This is a genomic window from Paeniglutamicibacter sp. NPDC012692 (assembly GCF_042901625.1).
GTDB lineage: Bacteria > Actinomycetota > Actinomycetes > Actinomycetales > Micrococcaceae > Paeniglutamicibacter.
In genome coordinates, this window is sequence record NZ_JBIBDE010000001.1 from 396,603 (window position 1) to 418,340 (window position 21,738).

Here is a 21,738-nt window from a genome sequence, read left to right on the forward strand (position 1 = left end):
GCAGGCTCAGGCCTTCGTGACCTGCCTGCCGGTGAACGCAACGAGCCGGTCCAGGCTCTCAGCGGATTCCTCGACAAGGGTTTCCTCGGCGAAGCTGTGTCCGCGCATGCCCGGGGCGATGGTGTTCCGGGCCAGCCCCAGGACGTAGTCGGAAAGAGCCGGCGCAACGTCAAGGGACTGTCCCTTCGCGGAGGCGAAGTCCCAGGCGTGGATCAGGAACTCGATGTTCAGGATGTTGGCCACGATGTTGGCAGGCAGCACCGCGAAGCCCATGTCGATCGTGCCTTCCAGTCCCCGGGCGTTGAATGCCTCCAACGTGGCGGCTGCGGCATCCGCGACTCGGACCTCGGGAGATGCACTGGCATCGTCGTCCATTTCGAGGCCCAGGGCCTTGCCGATGCTGGTGACGGACCCCACCAGGTGCTCGACGAGAGCGTCCACGGTGAAATCCTCGCAGGGCGTTTGCAGGCCCATGTCCGACGATTCCAGGGAGGCCAGGGTGCGCTGGGCAATGGCCAGGGTGGCTTCGGCACTGATCAGTTCGTTGATCGGGTCCGGTGCGGCGGCCCAGTCGTCGGCGCCGGCATCGCCCGTGGTGGCCAGGGCTTCGAGGCGGCCCAGGAAGTGGTTCCAGCCCTCGGTGTGGGCTGCGACTTGCTCGCCGACGAGGCCCTCGTGGACGAGTCGGACATTTGTGCCGCCGTCGACCGGCTCAAGGGTGATGGCGACGGTGGACGGATTGGCTTCCGGAGCCTCCGTGCCCTGCCAGCCCCACGTGAACACGACGCGCTTGCCCGGCTCGATTTCGGTGTAGGTGCCTGCCGCCGAATGCCCCGGCGTGACGGTCCACCGGTACTCTCCGCCCACCCTCAGGTCCACGCGGGCGGCCACGGTTTGCCAGCGGCGGAGACGCTCGGGTTCGGTGATGAGTGCAAACGCGGTGTCCGGATCGACCGGAATGAAGACGGTTTTATCGATGATCATCGGAATTCTCCTTGGGATGGGGTGCTGATCGGGAAGTCTGGGTTGCTGCGGCGACCGCCGCAAGCTGGTCCAGTTCGGTGTTCCAAAACGATTCCAGCGAGTCGCGAAGCCGGGCCATTCCGTGCGGGTCCAGGCTGTATAGCCGTCGCCGGCCGTCCTTCCTTGCCCGGACCAGTCCGACATCAGCCAGCAGTTTGAGGTGCTGGGAGATCGCGGATCGGCTGACAGGAAAGTTCTCCGCCAATTCGTTGACGCCCGTTTCCCCGCGACCCAGCAGTTGCAACAGGCGTCGCCTGTTGGGTTCGGCTGCGGTTTCCAGGAGATCGAGCATGAAGAATACGTTAGTCGTGACTAACGTATATTGCAATGGGCGGGTGATATTGCCGTCGCGCCACATAACCCTGGCGCCTTATCTGTACCTGTCGGAGTACTTCTGGCACGCCAACACGCGCCACCTCATAGGCCGCAGTAGCCCTGCAGGTATCCGGCGGCATTATGTTGGCAAGCCAACCATGAATACGTCCCGGGTGCCATGAACACTGGCGCGGCCCCGTTGCGCGGCGCCCCTCCAAACCAGCAGTTTGCTGGCGGGGTGGTCGTGGTTGGAGATCCGTATGAATGGATGAAGCGGTGGCCACGGCGAAACGCCTAGAGACACTGGAATGACGGGCCTATGCTTGGGGCAGTAGCGGTCAGGGGATGATGGCGGACGCGCCGGAGGCCTGCCGCAGACTGGCAGGAGAACGGTCATGGACGACGAATCGGGCGTGCGGCAGCAGCTTTCGGCGCGTATCGAGGCCAGACGGGCGAGTATTGCGCGATTCTTGCTGCACGCACGGCCCCGACGAAACCGCTTGGCCAACCTCAGCATCCTTGGCAGCGCCATTGCCGCGGTGATGACCGCGGGGCCGGCGCTGGGCGGCCAGTCATTCACCGCCAGCGTGCAAAGTACCCTGGGCATCGAGGACAGCTCGACTGTTTGGCGGGTCTTGTGTCTTGCGGCCATGCTGCTATCGGTCGCGGCGGCCGTGGCCACGAACCTAAGCAACTCCCGTGACTTGAACGGGCGCGTCACCGCGGCCGAAACCTGCAACGCCGAACTTGAGGGTCTGGAAACGCTGCTGGAATTCGGGCAGTTGCCAGTCCCCGAGGCCGTCAAGCTCTACCAGCAGTACGTCGCCAAGGTGCCCTTCGTGGACGAAGCCAAGGTGCCCGGGTAGGCATGCCGGCAGCGGTGCGGTCGTGTTCCTACTGCGCCGGCGACGTCATGAATCGTTCCTGCAGTCGACCCCCGATGTGAAGCGGCGGCCCACGCCTGCCTGCCCATGCCCGACAAGCCGCCGGAGCGGGGTCTCCGGGGGTTGCCCGCCAACGCTCACGGCGAAAGTACTTGCCTCTCCCGGAAGCCGATTGAACCCGCGCAAGGTGCCTTCACGCACCGGGTTCCGGGCGACCCACCCGGTCACGAATCCAGACGTTGCTGCCCGACTGCCCTTGGCACTTCGCGCCAGGTCTAGGCACGGCGGGTGCGTTTTGGCGGTCTTCTCCTTCCGTTGCCCGTACTAATGGCGGCTCCCTGCGATATCTGGCCTCCCGTCACTCGCGTGCGCCCCGAGGTGACCCGGCGAGCCATCGGTGGATCGGAACCCCCACTTGGTCCGGAAATACCGTGCATCGACAGGGGAGTATCGTCGAGCCCGAAGTATTGGCCGCCTCCTAAGATCATTTGTTTTGCCTGTTTGGATCAGCCCGGATTGGATTTCCAGCTGATGCCCAGAGTGCTGCCTTTAACGACTTTCAAGTGGCGAGCGTGTCGGAAAGAATTCCCGTTTAGGCGGGTGAATAGAATCAAGGAAAATCTGAACGAAGGAATATTGCATGCTCATGCCCAACAAGGCTGCCTCCATAATCCTGGCCGCGGCCCTAGCGATTGGTGCCGTGTCGGCTCCGGCCATGGCAACGGAAATTTCGTCAGCCGTGCAGGTCAATGCCTTGAGCAGGCCAAACATTTCGGGGGTGACTTCCGGTTCAGTCAACTTGTCGTGGCCCACGCATGAAGGAGACCACAGCTACGAGGTCAGATACTCCGTTCGGCCCGATTTCAATGACGCAAAGATGGAGGTCAAGTTCGACAGCCGGACGATCAGGGGCCTCGCCGATGGCACTAAATACTATTTCCAGTACCGGGTCCGCACACACGTCCCCAAGACCCCATCCGGCGTCTATGAGCGATCCGCGTGGTCTGCGACGTCCAGCGCCACCACCGACGCACTTTTCCCTAACGCCTTCTCCAGCGTGAAAACAACCGGGGGAGTAGACAGCATCAATGTGCGATGGAGCAAGACGACCAACACCACCCATTACACGGTGATCGTGGCGGACGACGTCAGCTTGAAGGAGAACAAACGTGTCTTCACAAACATCAAAGGCACCAGCTTCACCGTAAATGACCTTAACAACGGTTCCCGCTCGGGCATGCCCACTTTCGTCCAGGTTCAGGCCCACAACAAGGGTTTCCACACACGCAGCGCCCGCCGGATCACGGCCTACCCGGCAGCCCCCAAGCTGTCCGGCTGCGAGGCTGTCACGATCGCGTCCCAGAACCTCATGTGCGCCACATGCATCGTCCCCGGGGCAAAGCGCGCCCACTGGAACACAAGGGTCAAGATTCACATGGACACCATCAAGGCCGAGAAGCCGGATGTCATCCTGATCCAGGAGGGCCTCAACCAGCACATCCCCGGCAGCAAGACCAAGGCAAAGAGCATGGAAGACCTGGCCAAGCGATTGAAAGCCCAAGGGTACGTGCTGGAACGCAAGCCCGAGAAGCCTGGATCGAAGCAGTACTCCAACCGCGTCGCCTACAAGAAAGCCGAGTTCAAGGCCCTGAAGCACGGCGTTTTCAGGATCCCGAACGCCAAGGGTGAAGACCGGCGCGGAGCGGCTTGGGTGCTGCTCCAGTCCAAGAAGACAGGAAAGCAGTTCTATGCGGTTTCGGTTCATATTTCCCCGAAGTTGCCACAGACCGGGAATGTCTCCATGGCTTCGAGCGCCGAACTGATCAACGCCAAACTGGCCACGATCAACAAGAAGAGCTTGCCGATTGTGACTGGAGGTGATTTCAACTCGAGCTACTACGACAGCCCCAACAGCCCGCACACCACCCTGGTGAAAGCAGGCTGGACTGATGCCGCGTCGAGTGCCAAGCGCACCAACTACATGAGAGCCACCACGAGCCAGGGGACCGGATCCAAAATGGCGTTGACCTACGGACGTATCGACTACATCATGACCAAAAACATTTCGGGCACCGTCTCCTACAAGAACGTTGTCAGCACCAAGAACAATCGGATTGTCTCCCAGCACGGCTCGGATCACCACATGGTCGTTGCCAAGATCAAGATCAAATAGCCCTTAGAAGCCAGGTCGGGCCCGTTTTTCCATGTCCAGGGAAGACGGGCCGAGCCATTTAAGCGCAGAGTTTTCCCGGGTCAAGGCCTTGACATGGAGCGTGTCCCGAAGCGCATGCTGGAACTTGCCGTGTGTCGTCGATGAACCCTGGAGTCTTCGATCCGCGAGGGCCCGGCAACCCGGGAAGTTGCTTCACCGACGTGAAAGTGGACAGTTCATGAAACAAGTCGCATTAGGCAGTCAGGGATTGGTTGTTCCAGTCCAAGGGCTCGGCGCCATGGGGATGAGTGCGTTCTACGGAGGGCGGGACGACGTCGAATCGGCGGCCACGCTGCACCGGGCCGTGGACCTGGGCGTGACGTTGATCGACACGGCCGAGATCTACGGACCCTTCCTCAACGAGCGGCTCATCGGCCGGGTGCTTGGCCCGCGGCGCGGGGAGATCACCATTGCCTCCAAGTTCGCGCGGGAGGTTTTCGACGACGGCACCTTCGGTCCGGTCAACGGTAGTCCCGCCTATGCCCGCAAGGCACTTGAGCGGTCGCTGGTGAACCTCGGGACAGACGTCATCGACCTCTACTACATGCACCGGATGGATCCGAAGATACCCATCGAGGAAACCATGGGTGCCCTCTCCGAATTCGTGCAGGAGGGAAAGATCCGCTTCATCGGGCTGTCCGAGGCAGCGCCCGAAACCATCAGGCGCGCCCATGCCGTACACCCTGTGACGGCCTTGCAGACCGAGTACTCGCTCTTCGAGCGTTCCCCGGAAGAGAACGGCATTCTCAAGACGGTGCGTGAGCTCGGGATCGGGTTTGTTGCCTACTCGCCGCTGTCCCGCGGCTTCCTCTCGGGGACCATCACCAAGATCTCGGACTTCGCCGAAGACGATTTCCGTCGGCATGTCCCACGCTTCAGCGAAGCGAATTTCGGGGAGAACCTCAAGCTGGTTGACCTTGTTCGCGCCATGGCCGTGGACAAGGGCGTCACCCCCTCTCAGCTGGCCCTGGCCTGGCTCCAGGCCCAGGGCGTGGTGGCGATCCCCGGCACCAAGCGCCGGCGCTACCTGGAAGAGAACGCGGCGGCCGCGGACCTTGAGCTGGACGCCGCTGAGATCGCGGAGCTCTCCTCGATCATCCCTGGTTCCGCGGTGCACGGTGCCCGCTATGACGAGGCGGGCATGAAGTCGACCTACTTGTGACCCGTCGGAGCCACATCCAAAAACGGATCCCCGCCTCCTGGTGAAAACCGGAAGCGGGGATCCGTTGTGCGTGCGTCGCGCGAGTCGTTGCGACCGCGCAGGCATCGGCAGGCTTGCTAGACGCCCTGGGCGTTGTTCTTCTTCATGGCCGCCAGGCGGGCTTCGATCTCCGAAACCTCGGGGGCCGCTGCCTCGACCGCGGGGGTGGCCGGGGCTTCGTCAAGGATGTTGCTGCTGGTCTTCATCGCGGCGAGGCGTGCCTCGATCTCGGTGCTTTCGCCGAGATCCTCGAGGGCGGCGAACTGGGAGTCGAGGGAAGACGCCGCGATTTCGGCGGCTCCGCGCACCTTTGCCTCGTCGGCACGGATCTTGGATTCGAAACGGCCGATTTCGGAGGTCGGGTCGCTCAGGTCAAGCGCCTTGACGGCTTCCATCATCTGGCCCTGGGTCTTGGCGTTGCGGGCGCGGGCAACCAACTCGTCTCGCTTGGAAACGAGTTCCTGACGCTTGGTCTTCATGGTGGTCAGGCCGGTCTTGAGCTGCTCAACGATCTGGCGCTGCGACGTGATGGAAGGTTCCAGGTTTCGTGCGGTCTTTTCGCTGGCCATCTGGCGCTGGATGGCGACGGTGGCGAGCTGGTTGAACTTCTGGGCGTTGGCCGTGTCGCCGGCCGCCACAAATTCCTCCGCCTTGTTCGACGCCGCAAGCGCCTTGCCGCCCCACTGCTGGGCTTCCTGAAGGGCCTTCTTGTAGTCGTCTTCCTGCATGCGCAGGTTGCCGATCGTCTGGGCAACCGCGGCCTCGGCCTCGGCTATGTTGTTGGTGTAGTCGCGCACCGACTGGTCCAACATCTTTTGTGGGTCCTCGATTGCGTCCAACGCCGCATTCGCGTTTGACTTGCCGATCTTAAACAGTCGAGAAAAAATTGAGTTCTTCGCCATGGGTGCTCCCTTTCAAGTGCCGCAGTCATTAACTCTATGCGACGGGAGGGCCACGGATTAAACGGTGTTGCGGTGAGCCGCCGGCGTATACAGCCAATTTCGCGCATCCGCTGCGCCGCCCAAAAGGCCGCGGGGCGTGCGATGCAATCCGGCGTCTGGCGACGAAGGATCAGGACACCCGCCCCGCGGCGGTCCATCCGTTTCCGGGCGCTACTTCTTTGCGCCGTGGTGGGCAGCCTTCTTGGCGGCCTTTTCGCGGGCGATCAGCACCTTTTCATCCAGCGGCGCATCGGCGCTGGCGCGCAGCCGTCGGTAGTACTCCATGGCCTCGTCCTGGCGTTCGGCTTCCCCGCCGCCGGCAATGGCCGCCCGCAGGTGTTCCGGGCCGTAGCCGAAGGCGTCGACAAGATCCTGGGCGTGCGGGCGCAGCCGATCCAGCAGGATGTTGACGTAGCCCGAGAGTGTGCGTGCCCGCTGCATCGAGAGGCGACCGTTCATCAGGTACCAGCCCAGGTTCTCCTCGATGAGGGTCAGCGCGAACACGTCGCGCAACCACGTGAGCACCGTGCGGGTGCCGGTGTCGGTGGTCTCCGCGATGGCCCGGGTGAAGGCCTCCCAGCGCAGTAGTTCGCCGTGGGCCATGGCTGCGGCGATCAGCTCGTCCTGGTGCGAGTTGAAGGCCGCAGCGCTCTTGGCGCGGTCCTTGGTGGAGACCCCGCGCAGGGAGTCCGCAATTTCCCCCACCATGGCGTTGACGCGGTCGGTGAGCAGGGCGCGCTGGTTGGCCTCGTCCTTGAAGAAGTTCGCGCTCTTGCGTTCCGAGCCGGTGTCGGCGACGGCCTGGGCCACCGAGCGCAACCCCGAACGGTTCAGCGCGACCTTTTCCGCGTGCTTGACCACGTAGCGGGCCAGCACACCGGCGTTGAGTTCGCGGAATTCCTGCCCGTAGTCGGTGAGCAGGCGCTTGCCGACGAGCTGCAGCAGCACGTTGTTGTCGCCCTCGAAGGTGACGTAGATGTCCAGATCGGCGCGCAGCTGGGTGAAGCGGTTCTCGGCGATGAAGCCGGAGCCGCCGCAGGCCTCGCGGCATTCCTGCAGGGTGTCCAGCGCGTCCCAGGTGCTCAGCGACTTCAGCGCCGCGGCGAAGGTCTCAAGGTCCTGGCGGTCCTCGTCGGTGTCCGTCGCGCCGGAGAAGACCCCGTCGAACTTGGCCAGCAGTTCCTCGTGCGCGAAGGACGCCGCGTAGGTGCGGGCCAGGCGGGGGATCAGGCGGCGCTGGTGGCGCTGGTAGTCCATCAGCGTTTCCTCGACGGTGTCCGAGGATGCGTTGAACTGGCGGCGCTGGTTCGCGTAGGTGACGGCGATCTGCAGGGCGACCTTGGACGCGGCGGTTGCGGCGCCGTCAAGCGAGACGCGGCCCTGGACCAGGGTTCCGAGCATGGTGAAGAAGCGGCGGCCCGGGGAGTGGATCGGGGAGGAGTAGGTGCCGTCCTCGGTGACGTTGCCGTAGCGGTTGAGCAGGTTGGTGCGCGGGATGCGGACGTTGGTGAAATGCAGGCGGCCGTTGTCGATGCCGTTGAGTCCGCCCTTGAGCCCGTCGTCCTGGCCGCCGACGCCGGGCAGGAACCCGTTCTCGTCGCGGATGTCGACGTAGAACGCGTGCACGCCGTGGTTCACGCCGCGGGTGATCAGCTGCGCAAAGACCACGGCGGCCTTGCCGTGCACACCGGCGTTGCCGAGGAATTCCTTCCAGGCGGCCTTGAACGGGGTGTTGATGACGAATTCCTGCGTGTCGGCGTCATAGGTGGCGGTGGTGCCGATGGAGGCGACGTCCGAACCATGTCCGATCTCCGTCATGGCGAAGGCGCCGGGGATCTCCAGGCTCATGATGCCCGGCAACCACTTGTCCTGGTGTTCCTGCGTGCCAAGGTGCAGCACCGCGCAGCCGAAGAGGCCCCACTGGACACCGGCCTTGATCTGCAACGACGGGTCCGCCACGACGAGTTCCTCGAAGCTGGCAATGGACCCTCCGTGGTTGTCCTCGCCCCCGAGGTGCTTGGGGAAGGCGCGGTGCACGGCGCCCGAATCCACGAGCACCTTGAGCTGGCCGAAGACGCGTTCGCGGTGCTCGTCCATGCCCAGGCCCGGGGTGCCGCGCACGGCCTCGGTGCCGGCCAGCGCGCGCGACTGCTTGCGGATGTCGGCCCAGCGGCCGAGCAGCTGTTCGCCGAGTGCCGCCACGTCGATGGTGGCGTTGGCGGTGTCTAGGGTCAATTGTTCCTGGGTCACTGGCTTTCTTGCCTTTCGGTTGTGCTGCCCTCGCCATGCGGGGTAACTGTCGTCGGATCCTTGAGGTGTTTCGCTTCGGTGATGTGTCTGGTGTTTCGGTTCTTGCTTTGCCGCTTCGGGCAAGTCCTGGTGGAGGCTAGCGGCTTTCCGCGGAAGCCTGGTGGGCGACGCCGTGGGTCAGCCATCCGGTGATGCTTTGCGCCAGTTCCTCGATGCTCGGGCGCTGGCTGGTGTCCGGGGCCCGCAGCCACAATTCGCCGGCCGCGCGGACCATGCCGATCGACGCGCGCGGCCAGAGCTCCAGTGCCGGGCTGGCCAACTCGCCCGGGGCGATGCCCATGTACGAGTGCATGCGCTCCCGCATCATCGAGGTCAGTTCCTCGAAGAAGTCGTTCAGGGCGCCGTCGCGGACCTTTCCGCCCGCACCGGCGGGATCGGTGAGCACGTCGGTGGCGGGGCCCGCCGTGACAAAGAAGTAGATGTTCGGCGAGTTTGCCGCCATCTGCAGGTAGGCGAGCATCATTGCGTGGAGCGCGTCCCCGTTGTCGCGGGACTTGCGTCCGGCGGCGATCACCCCGGAGCGGAACTTCTTGATAACGTACTCGCCGACGGCGTGTCGCAGCCCGTCCTTGTCGCCGAAGTACCGGTAGAACACCGACTTGCTGGTGTTGGCCTGCGCAGCGATGTCCTCCATCGAGGCGTTGGGTCCGAGCTCATGGATCGCGCGTCGGGCCAGCTTGATGAGCTCCAGCCGGCGGGAGGCGCGGTGCGCGTCCCAGCGTGCGGAGCGGCCATCGCCACTGGTTTCGAGCTGTTGCGACGTGGTCACGTCGGCGGGTTGGTTGTTCACGATACTCAGCGTATCAGGTACGCTGGGTATCAGTAACGCATCTCACATTTCTGCTCGAGGAGTTTTTACATGTCTGCACAGTCCGACACCCAACTGGTCCGTCCGGCGGTCATCATCGGCGGCAACCGAATTCCCTTTGCACGCTCCAGCGGCGCCTACGCCAAGGCAAGCAACCAGGACATGCTCACCGCGGCGATCGACGGACTGGTGGCCCGCTTCGGATTGCAGGGCCAGCGGTTGGGAGTCGTCGCCGGAGGCGCCGTGCTCAAGCACTCCAAGGACTTCAACCTGGTGCGTGAATGCGTGCTGGGAACCTCGCTCTCCCCCGAGACCCCCGCCTATGACGTGCAGATGGCCTGCGCTACGGGCATGGAAGCCATCGGCTCGCTGGCCAACAAGATCAAGCTCGGACAGATCGACTCGGCGATCGGCGGCGGCGTCGACACGACCTCCGACGCTCCGATCGCCGTCTCCGAGGGCCTGCGCTCCATGCTGCTGGACCTCTCCAGGGCCCGCACCACCGGGGCCAAGCTCAAGGCCATGAGCAAGTTCCGTCCCGGCTTCCTGGCCCCCAACGCACCGGGCACCGGGGAGCCGCGCACCGGCCTGTCGATGGGCAACCACCAGGCGCTGACCACCAAGGCGTGGGACATCAGCCGCGAGGCGCAGGACGAACTGGCGCTGGCCAGCCACAAGAACCTTGCCGCCGCCTACGACCGCAACTTCTTCGACGACCTGATTACCCCGTTCGCCGGGGTCAGCCGCGACACCAACCTGCGCGCGGATTCGACGCTGGAAAAGCTCGCGAGCCTCAAGCCCGTCTTCGGCAAGAACCTGGGCGATGCCGCCACCATGACCGCGGGCAACTCCACCCCGCTGACCGACGGCGCCTCCGTCGTCCTGCTGGGCAGCGAGGACTACGCGCGCGCCAACGACCTGCCGATGCTCGCGAACTTCGTGGACTTCGAGGCCGCCGCAGTGGACTTCGTGCACGGGGCGGAGGGCCTGCTCATGGCGCCCGCCTACGCGGTGGCCCGCCTGCTCGAGCGCAACAACCTCACCCTGCAGGACTTCGACTTCTACGAGATCCACGAGGCGTTCGCCGGGACCGTGCTCGCCACGCTCGCTGCCTGGGAGGACGCGGAATTCTGCAAGAACAAGCTGGGGCTCGACGAGCCGCTGGGAGCCATCGACCGCTCCAAGCTCAACGTCAACGGCTCCTCGCTGGCAGCTGGCCATCCGTTTGCCGCCACCGGCGGGCGCATCGTGGCCACGCTGGCAAAGATGCTCCACGAAAAGGGGTCCGGCCGCGGACTCGTCTCCGTGTGCGCCGCCGGCGGGCAGGGCGTCGTGGCGATCCTGGAGGCGCGCTAAACCATGGCCGACAAGTACCTTGAACTCGTGAACTCCGGCTTCACCAAGAACCTCGCCAAGACCCTGGGCCTGCCGCGGCCCTCCATCCTGCGCCGCCACACCCCCGGGGCGCCGCTGGTGCCCGGCCCCGTGCTGCTGCTTGGCAGCAGCACGGCCGCGCAGGGACTCTCCGACACCTTGCTCGGCTGGGGACTCGATGTGCGCAGGCACGCCGTGGGCGAAGGCAAGATCGGCGCGATCATCCTGATGCTCGACGACGTCGCCACACCGGGCGAACTCTCCGAACCGATGCTCGCCGCCGGGCACGCCCTGCGCCAGCTGGCCCCGGGCGGCCGCGTCGTCTCCTTCAGCCGCCCGGCCCTGGCCACCGACACGCCCGCGCAGGCCGCGGCCCGCCAGGGCATCGACGGCTCGGTGCGTTCCCTCGGACGCGAACTGCGCGGCGGGGCCACCGCCAACGGCGTGGTGCTCGGCGAGCGCGTCGACCCCACCGCACCCTCGGCGCTTGCCGCGTTGCGTTTCCTGCTGTCGGGGCGCAGCGCCTACGTGGACGGCCAGTTCCTGCGCGTCGATTCCACGGACGGGGAGCTCCCTGCCGACTTCGAGAAGCCGTTGGCCGGGAAGGTCGCCGTGGTGACGGGTGCCGCCCGCGGCATCGGAGCGGCGATCGCCAAGACGCTGCGGCGTGACGGAGCGACGGTCGTCGTCGTGGACGTCCCGGCGGCGGGGGATGCGCTGGCGAAGGTGGCCAACCAGGTTTCGGGCACCGCGCTGCAGCTGGACATCACCCGCGAGGACGCCGGGGCGGTGATCATCGAGCACGCGAGGTCCCGGCACGGGAAGCTGGACATCGTGATCCACAATGCCGGCATCACGCGCGACAAGCTGCTGGCCAACATGGACGCGGCCAGGTGGAACTCGGTCGTTGCCGTGAACCTGGAGTCGCAGCTGCGGATGAACGAGGCGTTCCTGGCGGCGGGGCTCCCGGGGCTGCGGATCGTGGCGCTGGCCTCGACCTCGGGCATTGCCGGGAACCGCGGCCAGACCAACTACGCGGCCTCCAAGGGCGGGGTGATCGGCATGGTGCGCGCCAGTGCCGCGGCCTTTGCATCCCGGGGTGGCGGCATCAACGCCGTGGCGCCCGGCTTCATCGAGACGGAGATGACGGCCAAGATCCCCGTGGCCACCCGCACCGTGGCGCGCATGCTCATGCCTTCGCTGATGCAGGGCGGTTTGCCGTTGGATGTCGCCGAGGCCATCGGCTTCCTGGCTTCGGATGCGGCGGCGGGCATCAACGGGTCGACGCTGCGCGTGTGCGGGCAGTCCCTGGTGGGTGCGTGAGCATGCGCAGCACCCTGGAACTGGCGGAGGTCCCCTCGCTGGGTTCGCTCTACGCCAAGGCGCTCGGCACCCAGGCCAAGGGCCTGCTCCCCGGCAGGGAATCGCCGCTGTTGGTCCTTCCCCGGGTTGAACACCGGGTGGCCGGGCTTCGCGTGGATCGGGACCACCTGGTCGCCTACCAGCGGCTGATGGGCGACACCGTGCGCGAGGAGCTGCCCAGCGTCTTCGTGCACGGCCTGGCCTTCCCCGTGGCCATGTCCGTGATGGTGCGCGGGGACTTCCCGCTCCCGTTGCTGGGAATGGTCCACCTTGCCAACTCGGCCGAACACCTGCGCCCCGTTTCCCCCGCGGCGGAGCTCAGCGTGCTTGCCTATGCGGCGGACCTGCGCGAGCACCGTGCGGGGACCCAGCTGGACCTTGTCGCCGAGGTGCGCGAAGGCACGGAACTTGTCTGGCGCGGCGTGTCGACCTACCTGGCCCGCGGCGTCTGGCCGGGACCCAAGCCGGCCGGGGAGCCCGCCCCGCGGGATCCGTTTGCGGCGCCGACGCGCACCGGTTCCTGGGTGCTGCCGGCCAACACGGGGCGCGCCTATGCGGCCGTCATGGGCGACTACAACCCCATCCACCTCTGGGCCCCCACGGCCAAAGCGCTGGGCATGAAGCGGGCCATCGCCCACGGCATGTACCTGGCGGGCCGGGCGCTGGCCGGCGCCGCCCCCCACGGTTCGGGGTATTCGTGGAACATCGAGTTCTCCACCCCGGTGTTCCTGCCCTCTACGGCCGACGTCGCGTTCAGCGACGAGGAGCGGACGACAGTGTTCAGCGGATGGGGCGCGCGCAGCGGCAAGCCCCACTTTGCCGGATCGATCGTCCGCAGCTAGCGGGGGCCATCCAGCGAGGCACGGGTGCCCGGTCCCTCGGGGATCGGGCACCCGTGCCATGTCAGGACGTGTCATGTTCGAACGTCCACCTTGCCAAGGGCCGCTTCCGCCAGCCTGGTCGCCGGCGGCCGTTCGTGCCGTGTTGCCTGAGGTCAGGGACGAGGTGCTGGCACGGGAGGTTGCCGACGAAAGCCGTTCCGCGCGCCCCTGCTCCCGCGCCGGGGGAGCAGGGGCTGTTCGGCGTCGGCAACTTGGCATACGCAGCGGGCGCGCGGCTGAGTATCATGGGGACGACCCCCACGCGATGGCCAAGGCGAACACCATGGCCGGGCTGTTGGGGACCAACAGCCCGGCCAACGCCGCGGCCCCCTGATCGAAAGAGCTGATGCAATGGCCGCCCCAACCTCCTACGCGCGCGAGGTCGTCCGGGTCTTCATCCCCGTCGTCCTGCTGCACGCCCTTGGCTTGGGGACGTTCTTCGTGGTGGTCTATCCCCAACACATCCAATGGGGGTCATCCGTCTTCGGCGTGGGCGTGGCCGTCACGGCCTACATCCTCGGCGTCAAGCACGCCTTCGATGCCGACCACATCGCCGCGATCGACAACACCACCCGCAAGCTGGTCGACATGAAGAAGCCGGCCGCGGGCGTCGGGCTGTACTTTTCCCTGGGGCATTCCAGCGTCGTCTTCCTCATGGCGGCGATGCTCGCGCTCGGTGTTTCCTGGGCGGTCGGGCTGGCCTCCGACGGCAACGGCATACGCACCGTCCTGGGGGTTTTCGGCACGCTGGTCTCCGGCGTGTTCCTGATCCTGATCGGCCTGATCAACGCGGTGTCCTTCTTCGGCATCCTCAAGGTGTGGCGCCGGGCCCGGACGGGCACGTTGAACCAGAAGGAGCTCGAACGGCAGCTGGACGGGCGCGGCTTCATCAACCGGCTGCTGCGGCCGCTGGTCAAGTCCGTCGACCGCCCCGCAAAGATGTATGGCGTCGGGTTCCTCTTCGGCCTCGGGTTCGACACCGCCAGCGAGATCGCCCTGCTGCTCCTGGCCGGGACTGGGGTGGCCGGTGGCCTGCCCTGGTATGCGGTGCTGTGCCTTCCAGTGATCTTCGCGGCAGGCATGAGCCTGTTTGACACGCTCGATTCCGCGGTCATGGTCAAGGCATACTCATGGGCGGCCATCAACCCGGTTCGCAAGGTGTACTACAGCCTGACCGTCACCGGAATCTCGGTGATGGTGGCCGTGGTGATCGGCGGGGTGGAGTTGATCGGGCTGCTCAATGAAAAGCTCGGCCTGAGCGACCCCTTCACCCTGTGGATTGCCGGATTCGACCTGGAAAACATCGGGTACCTGGTGGTGGGCGTCCTCGTGGCGGCCTGGTTGGGATCGACGGCCTTTTGGAAGTTCGGACGCGTCGAGGAACGCTGGGCCCGCAAGAATGAATCCAGCGGAGTTGTGGGCGAGCGGAGCTAGCAATGGGCGGCACGGCGGCAGGGCGAAGCGTTGGGGCACCGGCGGGACGGGGCGCGGCGGCAACGGTCCTCCACGGGCTGTCGCAGATCTTCTTCCAGACAAACGTCCTGACCGGCCTGCTGATCCTGGCGGCCTTCGTTGCCCAGAACTGGTGGATGGCCGTCCTGGTGGTGCTGGGTTCGGCCGCATCCTCGGCGGCGGGGCGCCTGCTGGGCGCTCCGGGCGCGGACATCCGGGCGGGCTGCCAGGGGTTCTGCGGCGCCCTGATCGGCGCATCGACCTACTCGGCCCTGGGTGCTCCCTGGTTCTCCTATCCCCTCGCCATCGCCGGTGGACTGCTGTGCGCCCCGGTGACCAAGCTGACCGTCCGGCTCTTGGAAACCAAGCCGTTCAAGAGATTCGACCTTCCCTCCACCACGGCCCCGTTTTGCCTGGTGGCAACGCTGATCTGGGTGGGTATCGACGGACTTCGCCTGAACTCGCCGTTGCGGTTGTCCGGAACCGATCCCCAGGAGTTCTTCGCGTCGCTTTTCACCAACATTTCCCAGGTGGTCCTGGTCGACAGCGTCTGGGGAGGAGCGCTGATCCTGGCCGGGCTGTTCATCGCGCACTGGAAGGTCGGCGTTGCGGCGATCGTCGGAAGCCTCGTGGGTACCGTCTGCGCCATCGCCATGCACGAGAACCTTCAACGGACGGCCAACGGCCTGAGCGGGTACTCGGGTGTGCTGACGGCCATCGCCTTCGCCGTGGTCTTCGCGAAGGGACGCTGGGTGCCCTGGGTGTTTGCGGTGGCCGGTGCCGCGATAACGGCCGTGGTGACGCTGGCGATGCACCAGCTCCCGGGGCCCACCTACACCTGGCCGTACGTGCTGACCACATGGCTGGGTCTGGTCTTGATCCAGGTGTCGCCCCGGTTGCACCGGAGATAAGCCGCGGCCCGTGATTCGGCGGCTAGAACGCGCCGCCCAGCCACAGGCCCAACCAGGCGGCGGCGACGGCCGCAATTGCCAGCGCCAGGCCGTTGCCGAGGGCCGCCGCGTACCGGCGGTCCCGAACGAGCTGGACGGTTTCGTAGCTGGACGTGCTGAACGTGGTGTACCCGCCGAGGAAGCCCGTGCCCAAGACGATGAGGAGGTCCGCCGGGAGCAGTGTGTCCATGGCCATGCCAGTTAGGAACCCGAGGACCAGCGAGCCGGAAACGTTGATCAGGGTCGTCGGCCAGGGGTAGCCTGCCGGTGCCTTGGACCTCATGAATCCGTCGGCCGCGTAGCGCACAGCGGCGCCGATTCCGCCGGCCACGGCCAGGGCCAGGAACAACCAGGGCGTCACCGGCTGCCCTCCCGCGCGTTCTTGGTCGACCGGGAACCGAGGACGATGCCCGCCCACGTGGCACAGGCGCCCAGCGCCACCGTCCCGAACACGTAAAGCAGCGCCGTTCCGGGGTGCCCGTGGATGCCGAGCAGGGCCGCGTCCACGGCGAGTGAACTGTAGGTGGTGAACCCTCCGCAAAAGCCCGTGCCGAGAAGCAACTTGAGGCGGCTTGCCCGGTCGCCGGGAATTCCGGGGCGGGTGAGCGCCTCGTAGAGGACGCCAAGCAGGAACGCGCCGAGGATGTTGACGGTGGCAATGGCCACGGGCACGCCGTCCGCTGCGGGAATGAGCAGGGAAAAGGCCTCCCGTGCGGCGGCCCCGAAGGCGCCGCCGACGGCCACCACCGCCCACATGCGCCACTTCAGGTGGTTGGGACGGTTCGTGCCGCCCATCAGTCTCCCCGCCGCGGCAGCCTTGATTCCGCTCCGGGCGCACGGGACGGGATGACCACCACGGGCCTGCCCTGCCTGTGGGCCAGGTGCGTCGCGACGGAGCGGTTGAAGAATTCCTGGATGCTGCCGCCCACGGAATGTTCGTGCGTTCCGACCACGATCATGGCGGCATCGAGTCGTTCCGCAAGGCGCCCCAGGGCGGCCGACACCTCGCCCGCCAGCACCAGGGTCCTCCAGGTGACACCCGAGTCCCTCAGGATGAGTTCCAATTCCGAGGCCAGCTCGGCGTCGAAGGCTTCCTCTGTGTCGTCGGCAGGGTCGGGATCGATGGGCGCGGAATGCTCGGACCCGTTGGTTCCCGCCGGCAGCGGCAGGCGGGCCTGGTCCACGAACGCGCACACCAGTTCGGCGCCGAAGCGGAGGGCGAAATCCGCTGCCTGCTCCACGACGCGGGGAGGCTGCCCGGGTGCCACGCCGACGATGACCGGACGCGGCGGATTCGGATTCTGGCTCATAGGTGGAGCCTATCGGTTCCTCCGGGGCATGTCCTATGCGGCCGGCGGGGAGTGCAGTTCGCGCGGCCCCACACGGGGGCTGCCCGGCCGGGCCCGGTCGTAGGAGATCACGGACGCCGCGGCAGTCTCCTCCCACCCGTGGGCGGATGCGAAGGCCGCGGCCCGGGAGCCCAGGGTCCGGCGCAGGTTCGGGTTTTCGGCCAACCGGGCCAGCTCGCGTGCCCAGGACTCCGGTTCGGTGTCGTCGATCAGGATTCCGGTGACCCCGTCCTGCACCGCATAGGGCAGGCCGCCCACCCGGTGCGCAAGCACCGGAGTTCCGCAGGCCTGCGCCTCGAGTGCCACCAGGCCGAACGATTCGCTGTAGGACGGGACCGCAACAACGTCGGCGCAGCGAAACGCGCGTGCCAGGTGCCCGGCCGGCATGGGCAGCGAGAACCTCACCATGTGCTCCACGGACTCGGTCTCGACGAGCCTTTGCAGGTTCAGCTCCTTGGCGCCGGACCTGGCACCGATCACGGAAAGCTTCACGTCCAGTTCGGGTCGCTCGCGGGCCAGGATGCCCAGGGCCCTGACCAGGATCTGCGGTCCCTTCAGTTTTTGGATCCGTCCCGCAAACACCACGCGCAAGGAATTCGGGGCACCGATGCGCTCGGCACACACCCCGGGGTGAAACGCCTCGAGGTCGACGCCGGGCGCCACCACGTCCACCCGGTGGGCCTGCGCTCCGTACAGCTCGATCAGTTCGACAACCTCGGCCGGGGTGTTGGCTGTCAGACGGTCGGCCTGCTCGCAAATGAACATTTCCCCGGCGATCCGTGCCCCCGATTCCTCCGTCTTGGCCGACGCCTTCTTCACCTTGCCCATGGTGTGCATGGTGTGCACCAGCGGAATGCCCCAGGTTTCGCGCAGCCGAAGGCCAACGATCCCTGACATCCAATAGTGCGAGTGGATCACGTCGTAGGCGGCGAAGTCCGCGGCATAGTCGAGGATTGCCTCTGCACACGCATCGAGGTGGTTGCCCAGCTCCTCTTTGGTGAGCTTGCCCGGCGGACCGCCCTGCACTTCGTGGCAGGTGACGCCGGGAGCCATGGCCGTGGCGCGGGATTCGGTGGCGCCGCGGGTGAAAACATCGACGATTGCGCCGTCCTTGGCCAGCGCGAGGGCAAGGTGGCGGATATAGACGTTCATCCCACCCGCGTCTCCGGAGCCTGGCTGCTCCAACGGCGAAGTATGGAGTGAGACCATCGCGATGCGCCGGGGATGAATCGTTGGATCGAGCATTGGTGCGGTCCGCCTACTGGATGTGTCTGGGAAATTCGGGTGGTTGTGCCCGTCCATGGGCCAAGGCCCTCGGCAGGTGCAACACTGCTAATCCTAATAACACCGGGGAGCGGAAAATGATGCCCGTTTCCGGCCATCAAGGCGAAATCAACCCGCACGATATGACGCTCCCCACATATTTTGGGCAATCCAGGCTTTTTGCCTCGAAAAAGACGTGAAATTCCTTGTGAATACGGCTTTTTTGGCCGCAAGAGGCACCGAATTGGAGTGTGCGCCAAAGCCGTGCTAGAGTCTTATCTCGCCGCGAACAACGGATGCGAAGTTCTTCGGAACTCGGCCGGTTCGATGGTCACCAGCGAGGGTGGCGGAATGGTAGACGCGCTAGCTTGAGGTGCTAGTCCACTTATGTGGGTGGGGGTTCAAGTCCCCTCCTTCGCACAGATCAACCCCTGGTCAGATGAGAATCTGACCAGGGGTTTTCTTGTATTTGCACGCAGTTGCGCCCTCGGGTTGCACTGATTGCGGGGTGTGCGCGGGCGGGTCAAAACCGTGCTAGTATTTTATCTCGCTGCGAACAACGGAAACAAAGTTCTTCGGAAATTCATCCGGTTCGACAGTCACCAGCGAGGGTGGCGGAATGGTAGACGCGCTAGCTTGAGGTGCTAGTCCACTTATGTGGGTGGGGGTTCAAGTCCCCTCCTTCGCACAGATCAACCCCTGGTCAGATGAGAATCTGACCAGGGGTTTTCTTGTATTAAATGCATTTCGCCACGCGTCGTGCTCTCGCTCTCCGAGCCTGAAACTGGATATGGTTGAAGTCGTCATCCACCCCGTGAAAGGCAGATCCCACCATGTCAGCTGAAGAGAGCGTCTCGGCCCGAATCGCCGCAGAGGACGAAGTCGCGGGCATCTGCCAGGCGTTGATCCGCATCGATACCAGCAACTTCGGCGGCAACGAGGGGCCGGGGGAGCGCAGCGCGGCAGAATACGTCGCCGGGCTCATCTCCGAGGTGGGGCTGGAAACAACGCTACTTGAATCCGCCCCTGGGCGCGCCAACGTCGTGGCCCGCATGGAAGGCACGGACAAGTCCCTGCCGGCATTGATCGTCCACGGCCACCTCGACGTCGTTCCGGCCTTCAAGGATGAATGGTCGGTGGACCCGTTCGGCGCCGAAATCAAGGACGGCATGATCTGGGGACGCGGCGCCGTCGACATGAAGGACATGGATGCCATGATCCTGTCGGTGTTGCGCGAGATGCAGCGTGACGGCATCCGCCCGCGCCGCGACCTGATCTTCGCGTTCTTCGCCGACGAGGAGGCCGGGGGAGACTACGGTGCCCGCTGGATGGTGGAGACCCATCCCGAACTCTTCGAGGGTGCCACCGAGGCCATCAGCGAGGTCGGCGGATTCTCCGCGACGATCGACGGCAAGCGCGCCTACCTGCTGCAAACGGCCGAGAAGGGCATTGCCTGGCTCAAGCTCACGGCCGCGGGACGTGCCGGGCACGGTTCGCAGACCAACGACGCCAATGCAGTCACCCGGCTTGCCGCCGCGGTCACCCGCATCGGCGAACACGACTGGCCCATCTCCTACACCGACACCACGCGGGCCTTCCTGGAGGGCGTCTCCTCCATGACGGGGATAGAATTCACCGACGACAACCCCCAGGTGCTGCTCGACGAATTGGGCAATGTGGCCAGGTTTGTCGGCGCGACGTTGCAAAACACCTCGAACCCCACGGCGCTGAGCGCCGGGTACAAGCACAACGTGATTCCGGGTGCCGCCGAGGCGCTGATCGACGTCCGTACCCTGCCGGGCCAGCACGAGGAAGTCATCGCCAAGTTGCGCGAGCTGGCCGGCCCCGACGTCCACCTGAGCTCGGTCCACCAGGATCGCGCCCTCGAGGTTCCCTTCGCCGGAAACCTGGTCGACCAGATGGTTGCAGCTCTGGGGCGCGAGGATCCCGAGGCCGTGGTGCTTCCCTACATGCTCTCCGGCGGCACCGACAACAAGTCGCTCTCGCGCCTGGGCATCACCGGCTACGGTTTTGCCCCGCTGCGCCTGCCCGAGGAACTGGACTTCACCGGAATGTTCCACGGCGTCGACGAGCGGGTGCCCGTCGATTCGTTGAAGTTCGGGACCCGGGTCCTGCGCGACCTGCTGACCACCTACTAGGACCTACCGGCCGGGCTGCACCGAACGCCACCGCGCGGTGCAGCCCGGCCGTTCTTGAATGAAAGCGAACGTGACCCAGGTGAAAACCATTGCCGACGTGCTCGACACACAGATGCTCGAGCGCTTCCGGGCGCGAGCCGCCGCCTACGACGCCGAAAACACCTTCTGCATCGACGACTTCAACGAGCTGAAGGACGCCGGCTACCTCAGGGCGATGCTGCCGGCGGAGCGCGGAGGATTCGGCTGGGGCATGGAAACCATGACGGCAGCGCAGCGGCTCCTGGGAGCCCACGCGCCCGCCACCGCCCTGGCTGTGAACATGCACCTGGTGTGGACCGGCGTGGCCACGCTGCTCGCCGCACGCGGGGACAACCGGCTGGACATGGTGCTGGACTGGGTCGCAGCCGGCGAGGTGATGGCCTTTGGCGTGTCCGAGGCCGGCAACGACGAGGTGCTCTTCGACTCGGTCACCGCCGCCGTCCGCGCCGCCGACGGTTCATACGCCTACACCGGGGTCAAGGTCTTCACCTCCCTGGCGCCCGTCTGGACCAAGCTCGGGGTTTTCGGGAAGGACGCCGATGCCGAGGCGCCGTTGCTGGTCCACGGCTTCCTGGACCGGGAGACCCCTGGCATCGAAATTCCCGAGAACTGGAACACGCTGGGTATGCGGGCCACGCAGTCGAACGCCACGATCCTCACCGCGGCGCGGGTTCCCGCCGGGCAGATCCACACCGTGCTGCCCGTGGGCCCGGTGGCAGACCCGCTGGTGTTCGGAATCTTCGCATCGTTCCTGTCGCTGACGGCCTCCGTCTATGTGGGTTTGGCCGAACGCGGCATGCAACTGGCCGCGGCCCAGCCCGCGAAGCGCAAGTCCCTGAAGTACGACGGGCGAACCTACGACCAGGACCCCGACATCCGCTGGCAGGTTGCCGACGCCGGCATGAAGGTGCTGCAGCTGGATGCGATGCTGCGGATGACCACCCGTGACCTGGACGACCTCGTTGACCACGGCCCGGAGTGGTTCCCGCGGCTGGTCACGCTGCGCACGCAGGCGGGGGACACTGCCCGGGCGTGCGTCGAGATCGCGGCAAGGGTCTCAGGCGGAGGCCAGTACTTCAGGGGTTCCGAACTCGAACGCCTCTACCGTGACGCGCTTGCCAGCCTGTACCACCCCTCGAACGCCGAATCCGCGCACTCCACCGTCGCATCCTGGCTGTTGGGGCCCGTGGAGTCCTAGGCCCGGCCGCAGCGCCC

At 65.7% G+C, this 21,738-nt stretch carries 19 protein-coding genes and 2 tRNA genes; 12 read left to right on the forward strand and 9 right to left on the reverse strand.

Going from position 1 to position 21,738, the window contains the following annotated elements:
- Positions 1–6: 6 nt before the first annotated feature.
- Both ACFY5D_RS01690 and ACFY5D_RS01695 read right to left on the reverse strand, forming a co-directional pair.
- Complete coding sequence (locus ACFY5D_RS01690) at positions 7–984, reverse strand: TIGR03086 family metal-binding protein (RefSeq protein WP_387524145.1); 978 nt, start codon at positions 982–984, stop codon at positions 7–9.
- Positions 971–1,381, reverse strand: coding sequence for an ArsR/SmtB family transcription factor (locus ACFY5D_RS01695; protein ID WP_387524147.1), 411 nt, complete (start codon positions 1,379–1,381; stop codon positions 971–973). Before ACFY5D_RS01695 ends, ACFY5D_RS01690 begins: the two co-directional genes overlap by 14 nt.
- 352 nt (positions 1,382–1,733) lie before the next feature.
- Between ACFY5D_RS01695 and ACFY5D_RS01700 the strand changes: the two genes are divergently transcribed.
- From ACFY5D_RS01700 to ACFY5D_RS01710, 3 genes are all read left to right on the forward strand, one after another.
- On the forward strand, positions 1,734–2,204 hold the full coding sequence (locus ACFY5D_RS01700; protein ID WP_387524150.1) for a hypothetical protein: 471 nt from the start codon (positions 1,734–1,736) through the stop codon (positions 2,202–2,204).
- Between the two features lie 658 nt (positions 2,205–2,862).
- On the forward strand, positions 2,863–4,395 hold the full coding sequence (locus tag ACFY5D_RS01705; RefSeq protein WP_387524153.1) for a hypothetical protein: 1,533 nt from the start codon (positions 2,863–2,865) through the stop codon (positions 4,393–4,395).
- Positions 4,396–4,612: 217 nt separating this feature from the next.
- Positions 4,613–5,596 carry an aldo/keto reductase gene (locus tag ACFY5D_RS01710; protein ID WP_387524156.1) on the forward strand — a complete coding sequence of 328 codons (984 nt, stop codon included), beginning with the start codon at positions 4,613–4,615 and terminating at the stop codon, positions 5,594–5,596.
- A 116-nt stretch (positions 5,597–5,712) separates the two neighbouring features.
- Here ACFY5D_RS01710 and ACFY5D_RS01715 read toward each other — a convergent pair whose 3' ends face one another.
- The 3 genes from ACFY5D_RS01715 to ACFY5D_RS01725 all read right to left on the reverse strand — a co-directional run bounded on the left by ACFY5D_RS01715 (position 5,713) and on the right by ACFY5D_RS01725 (position 9,676).
- A complete protein-coding gene (locus ACFY5D_RS01715; protein WP_387524159.1) occupies positions 5,713–6,537 on the reverse strand; it encodes a PspA/IM30 family protein in 825 nt (274 codons plus the stop codon).
- A 210-nt stretch (positions 6,538–6,747) separates the two neighbouring features.
- Positions 6,748–8,826, reverse strand: coding sequence for an acyl-CoA dehydrogenase (locus ACFY5D_RS01720; protein ID WP_387524162.1), 2,079 nt, complete (start codon positions 8,824–8,826; stop codon positions 6,748–6,750).
- 136 nt (positions 8,827–8,962) lie between these two features.
- Entirely contained in the window at positions 8,963–9,676 is a 714-nt protein-coding gene (locus ACFY5D_RS01725; RefSeq protein WP_387524165.1) for a TetR/AcrR family transcriptional regulator, read from the reverse strand.
- A gap of 69 nt (positions 9,677–9,745) precedes the next feature.
- Here ACFY5D_RS01725 and ACFY5D_RS01730 point away from each other — a divergent pair, with 69 nt between their 5' ends.
- The 5 genes from ACFY5D_RS01730 (at position 9,746) to ACFY5D_RS01750 (ending at position 15,674) form a co-directional block, all read left to right on the forward strand.
- A complete protein-coding gene (locus ACFY5D_RS01730) occupies positions 9,746–11,050 on the forward strand; it encodes an acetyl-CoA C-acetyltransferase (RefSeq protein WP_387524168.1) in 1,305 nt (434 codons plus the stop codon).
- Positions 11,051–11,053: 3 nt separating this feature from the next.
- A complete protein-coding gene (locus ACFY5D_RS01735; RefSeq protein ID WP_387524170.1) occupies positions 11,054–12,391 on the forward strand; it encodes a 3-oxoacyl-ACP reductase in 1,338 nt (445 codons plus the stop codon).
- Positions 12,392–12,393: 2 nt separating this feature from the next.
- Positions 12,394–13,272, forward strand: a complete 879-nt coding sequence (locus ACFY5D_RS01740; RefSeq protein WP_387527531.1) for a MaoC/PaaZ C-terminal domain-containing protein — start codon at positions 12,394–12,396, stop codon at positions 13,270–13,272.
- A 390-nt stretch (positions 13,273–13,662) separates the two neighbouring features.
- Positions 13,663–14,745 carry a HoxN/HupN/NixA family nickel/cobalt transporter gene (locus ACFY5D_RS01745; protein WP_387524173.1) on the forward strand — a complete coding sequence of 361 codons (1,083 nt, stop codon included), beginning with the start codon at positions 13,663–13,665 and terminating at the stop codon, positions 14,743–14,745.
- 2 nt (positions 14,746–14,747) lie between these two features.
- Positions 14,748–15,674, forward strand: a complete 927-nt coding sequence (locus tag ACFY5D_RS01750; RefSeq protein ID WP_387524176.1) for an urea transporter — start codon at positions 14,748–14,750, stop codon at positions 15,672–15,674.
- A gap of 22 nt (positions 15,675–15,696) precedes the next feature.
- Here ACFY5D_RS01750 and crcB read toward each other — a convergent pair whose 3' ends face one another.
- From crcB to ACFY5D_RS01770, 4 genes are read right to left on the reverse strand one after another with little or no spacing between them, the layout of a single operon-like run.
- The gene (gene crcB, locus ACFY5D_RS01755; RefSeq protein ID WP_387524179.1) at positions 15,697–16,074 is read right to left on the reverse strand and encodes a fluoride efflux transporter CrcB; all 378 of its coding nucleotides are present in this window, start codon (positions 16,072–16,074) and stop codon (positions 15,697–15,699) included.
- Complete coding sequence (locus ACFY5D_RS01760) at positions 16,071–16,508, reverse strand: fluoride efflux transporter FluC (RefSeq protein ID WP_387524182.1); 438 nt, start codon at positions 16,506–16,508, stop codon at positions 16,071–16,073. The genes crcB and ACFY5D_RS01760 overlap by 4 nt, the downstream gene beginning before the upstream one ends.
- On the reverse strand, positions 16,508–17,023 hold the full coding sequence (locus ACFY5D_RS01765) for a universal stress protein (RefSeq protein WP_387524184.1): 516 nt from the start codon (positions 17,021–17,023) through the stop codon (positions 16,508–16,510). Before ACFY5D_RS01765 ends, ACFY5D_RS01760 begins: the two co-directional genes overlap by 1 nt.
- 33 nt (positions 17,024–17,056) lie before the next feature.
- Positions 17,057–18,214, reverse strand: coding sequence for a glycosyltransferase (locus ACFY5D_RS01770; protein WP_387524187.1), 1,158 nt, complete (start codon positions 18,212–18,214; stop codon positions 17,057–17,059).
- A 448-nt stretch (positions 18,215–18,662) separates the two neighbouring features.
- Between ACFY5D_RS01770 and ACFY5D_RS01775 the strand changes: the two genes are divergently transcribed.
- The 4 genes from ACFY5D_RS01775 (at position 18,663) to ACFY5D_RS01790 (ending at position 21,721) form a co-directional block, all read left to right on the forward strand.
- A tRNA-Leu gene (locus ACFY5D_RS01775) sits at positions 18,663–18,745 on the forward strand.
- A 185-nt stretch (positions 18,746–18,930) separates the two neighbouring features.
- Positions 18,931–19,013: transfer RNA gene (locus ACFY5D_RS01780), tRNA-Leu, on the forward strand.
- A gap of 145 nt (positions 19,014–19,158) precedes the next feature.
- Positions 19,159–20,484 carry a M20/M25/M40 family metallo-hydrolase gene (locus ACFY5D_RS01785; protein ID WP_387524190.1) on the forward strand — a complete coding sequence of 442 codons (1,326 nt, stop codon included), beginning with the start codon at positions 19,159–19,161 and terminating at the stop codon, positions 20,482–20,484.
- A 58-nt stretch (positions 20,485–20,542) separates the two neighbouring features.
- Positions 20,543–21,721, forward strand: a complete 1,179-nt coding sequence (locus ACFY5D_RS01790; protein ID WP_387524193.1) for an acyl-CoA dehydrogenase family protein — start codon at positions 20,543–20,545, stop codon at positions 21,719–21,721.
- The last annotated feature ends 17 nt before the right edge of the window (positions 21,722–21,738 follow it).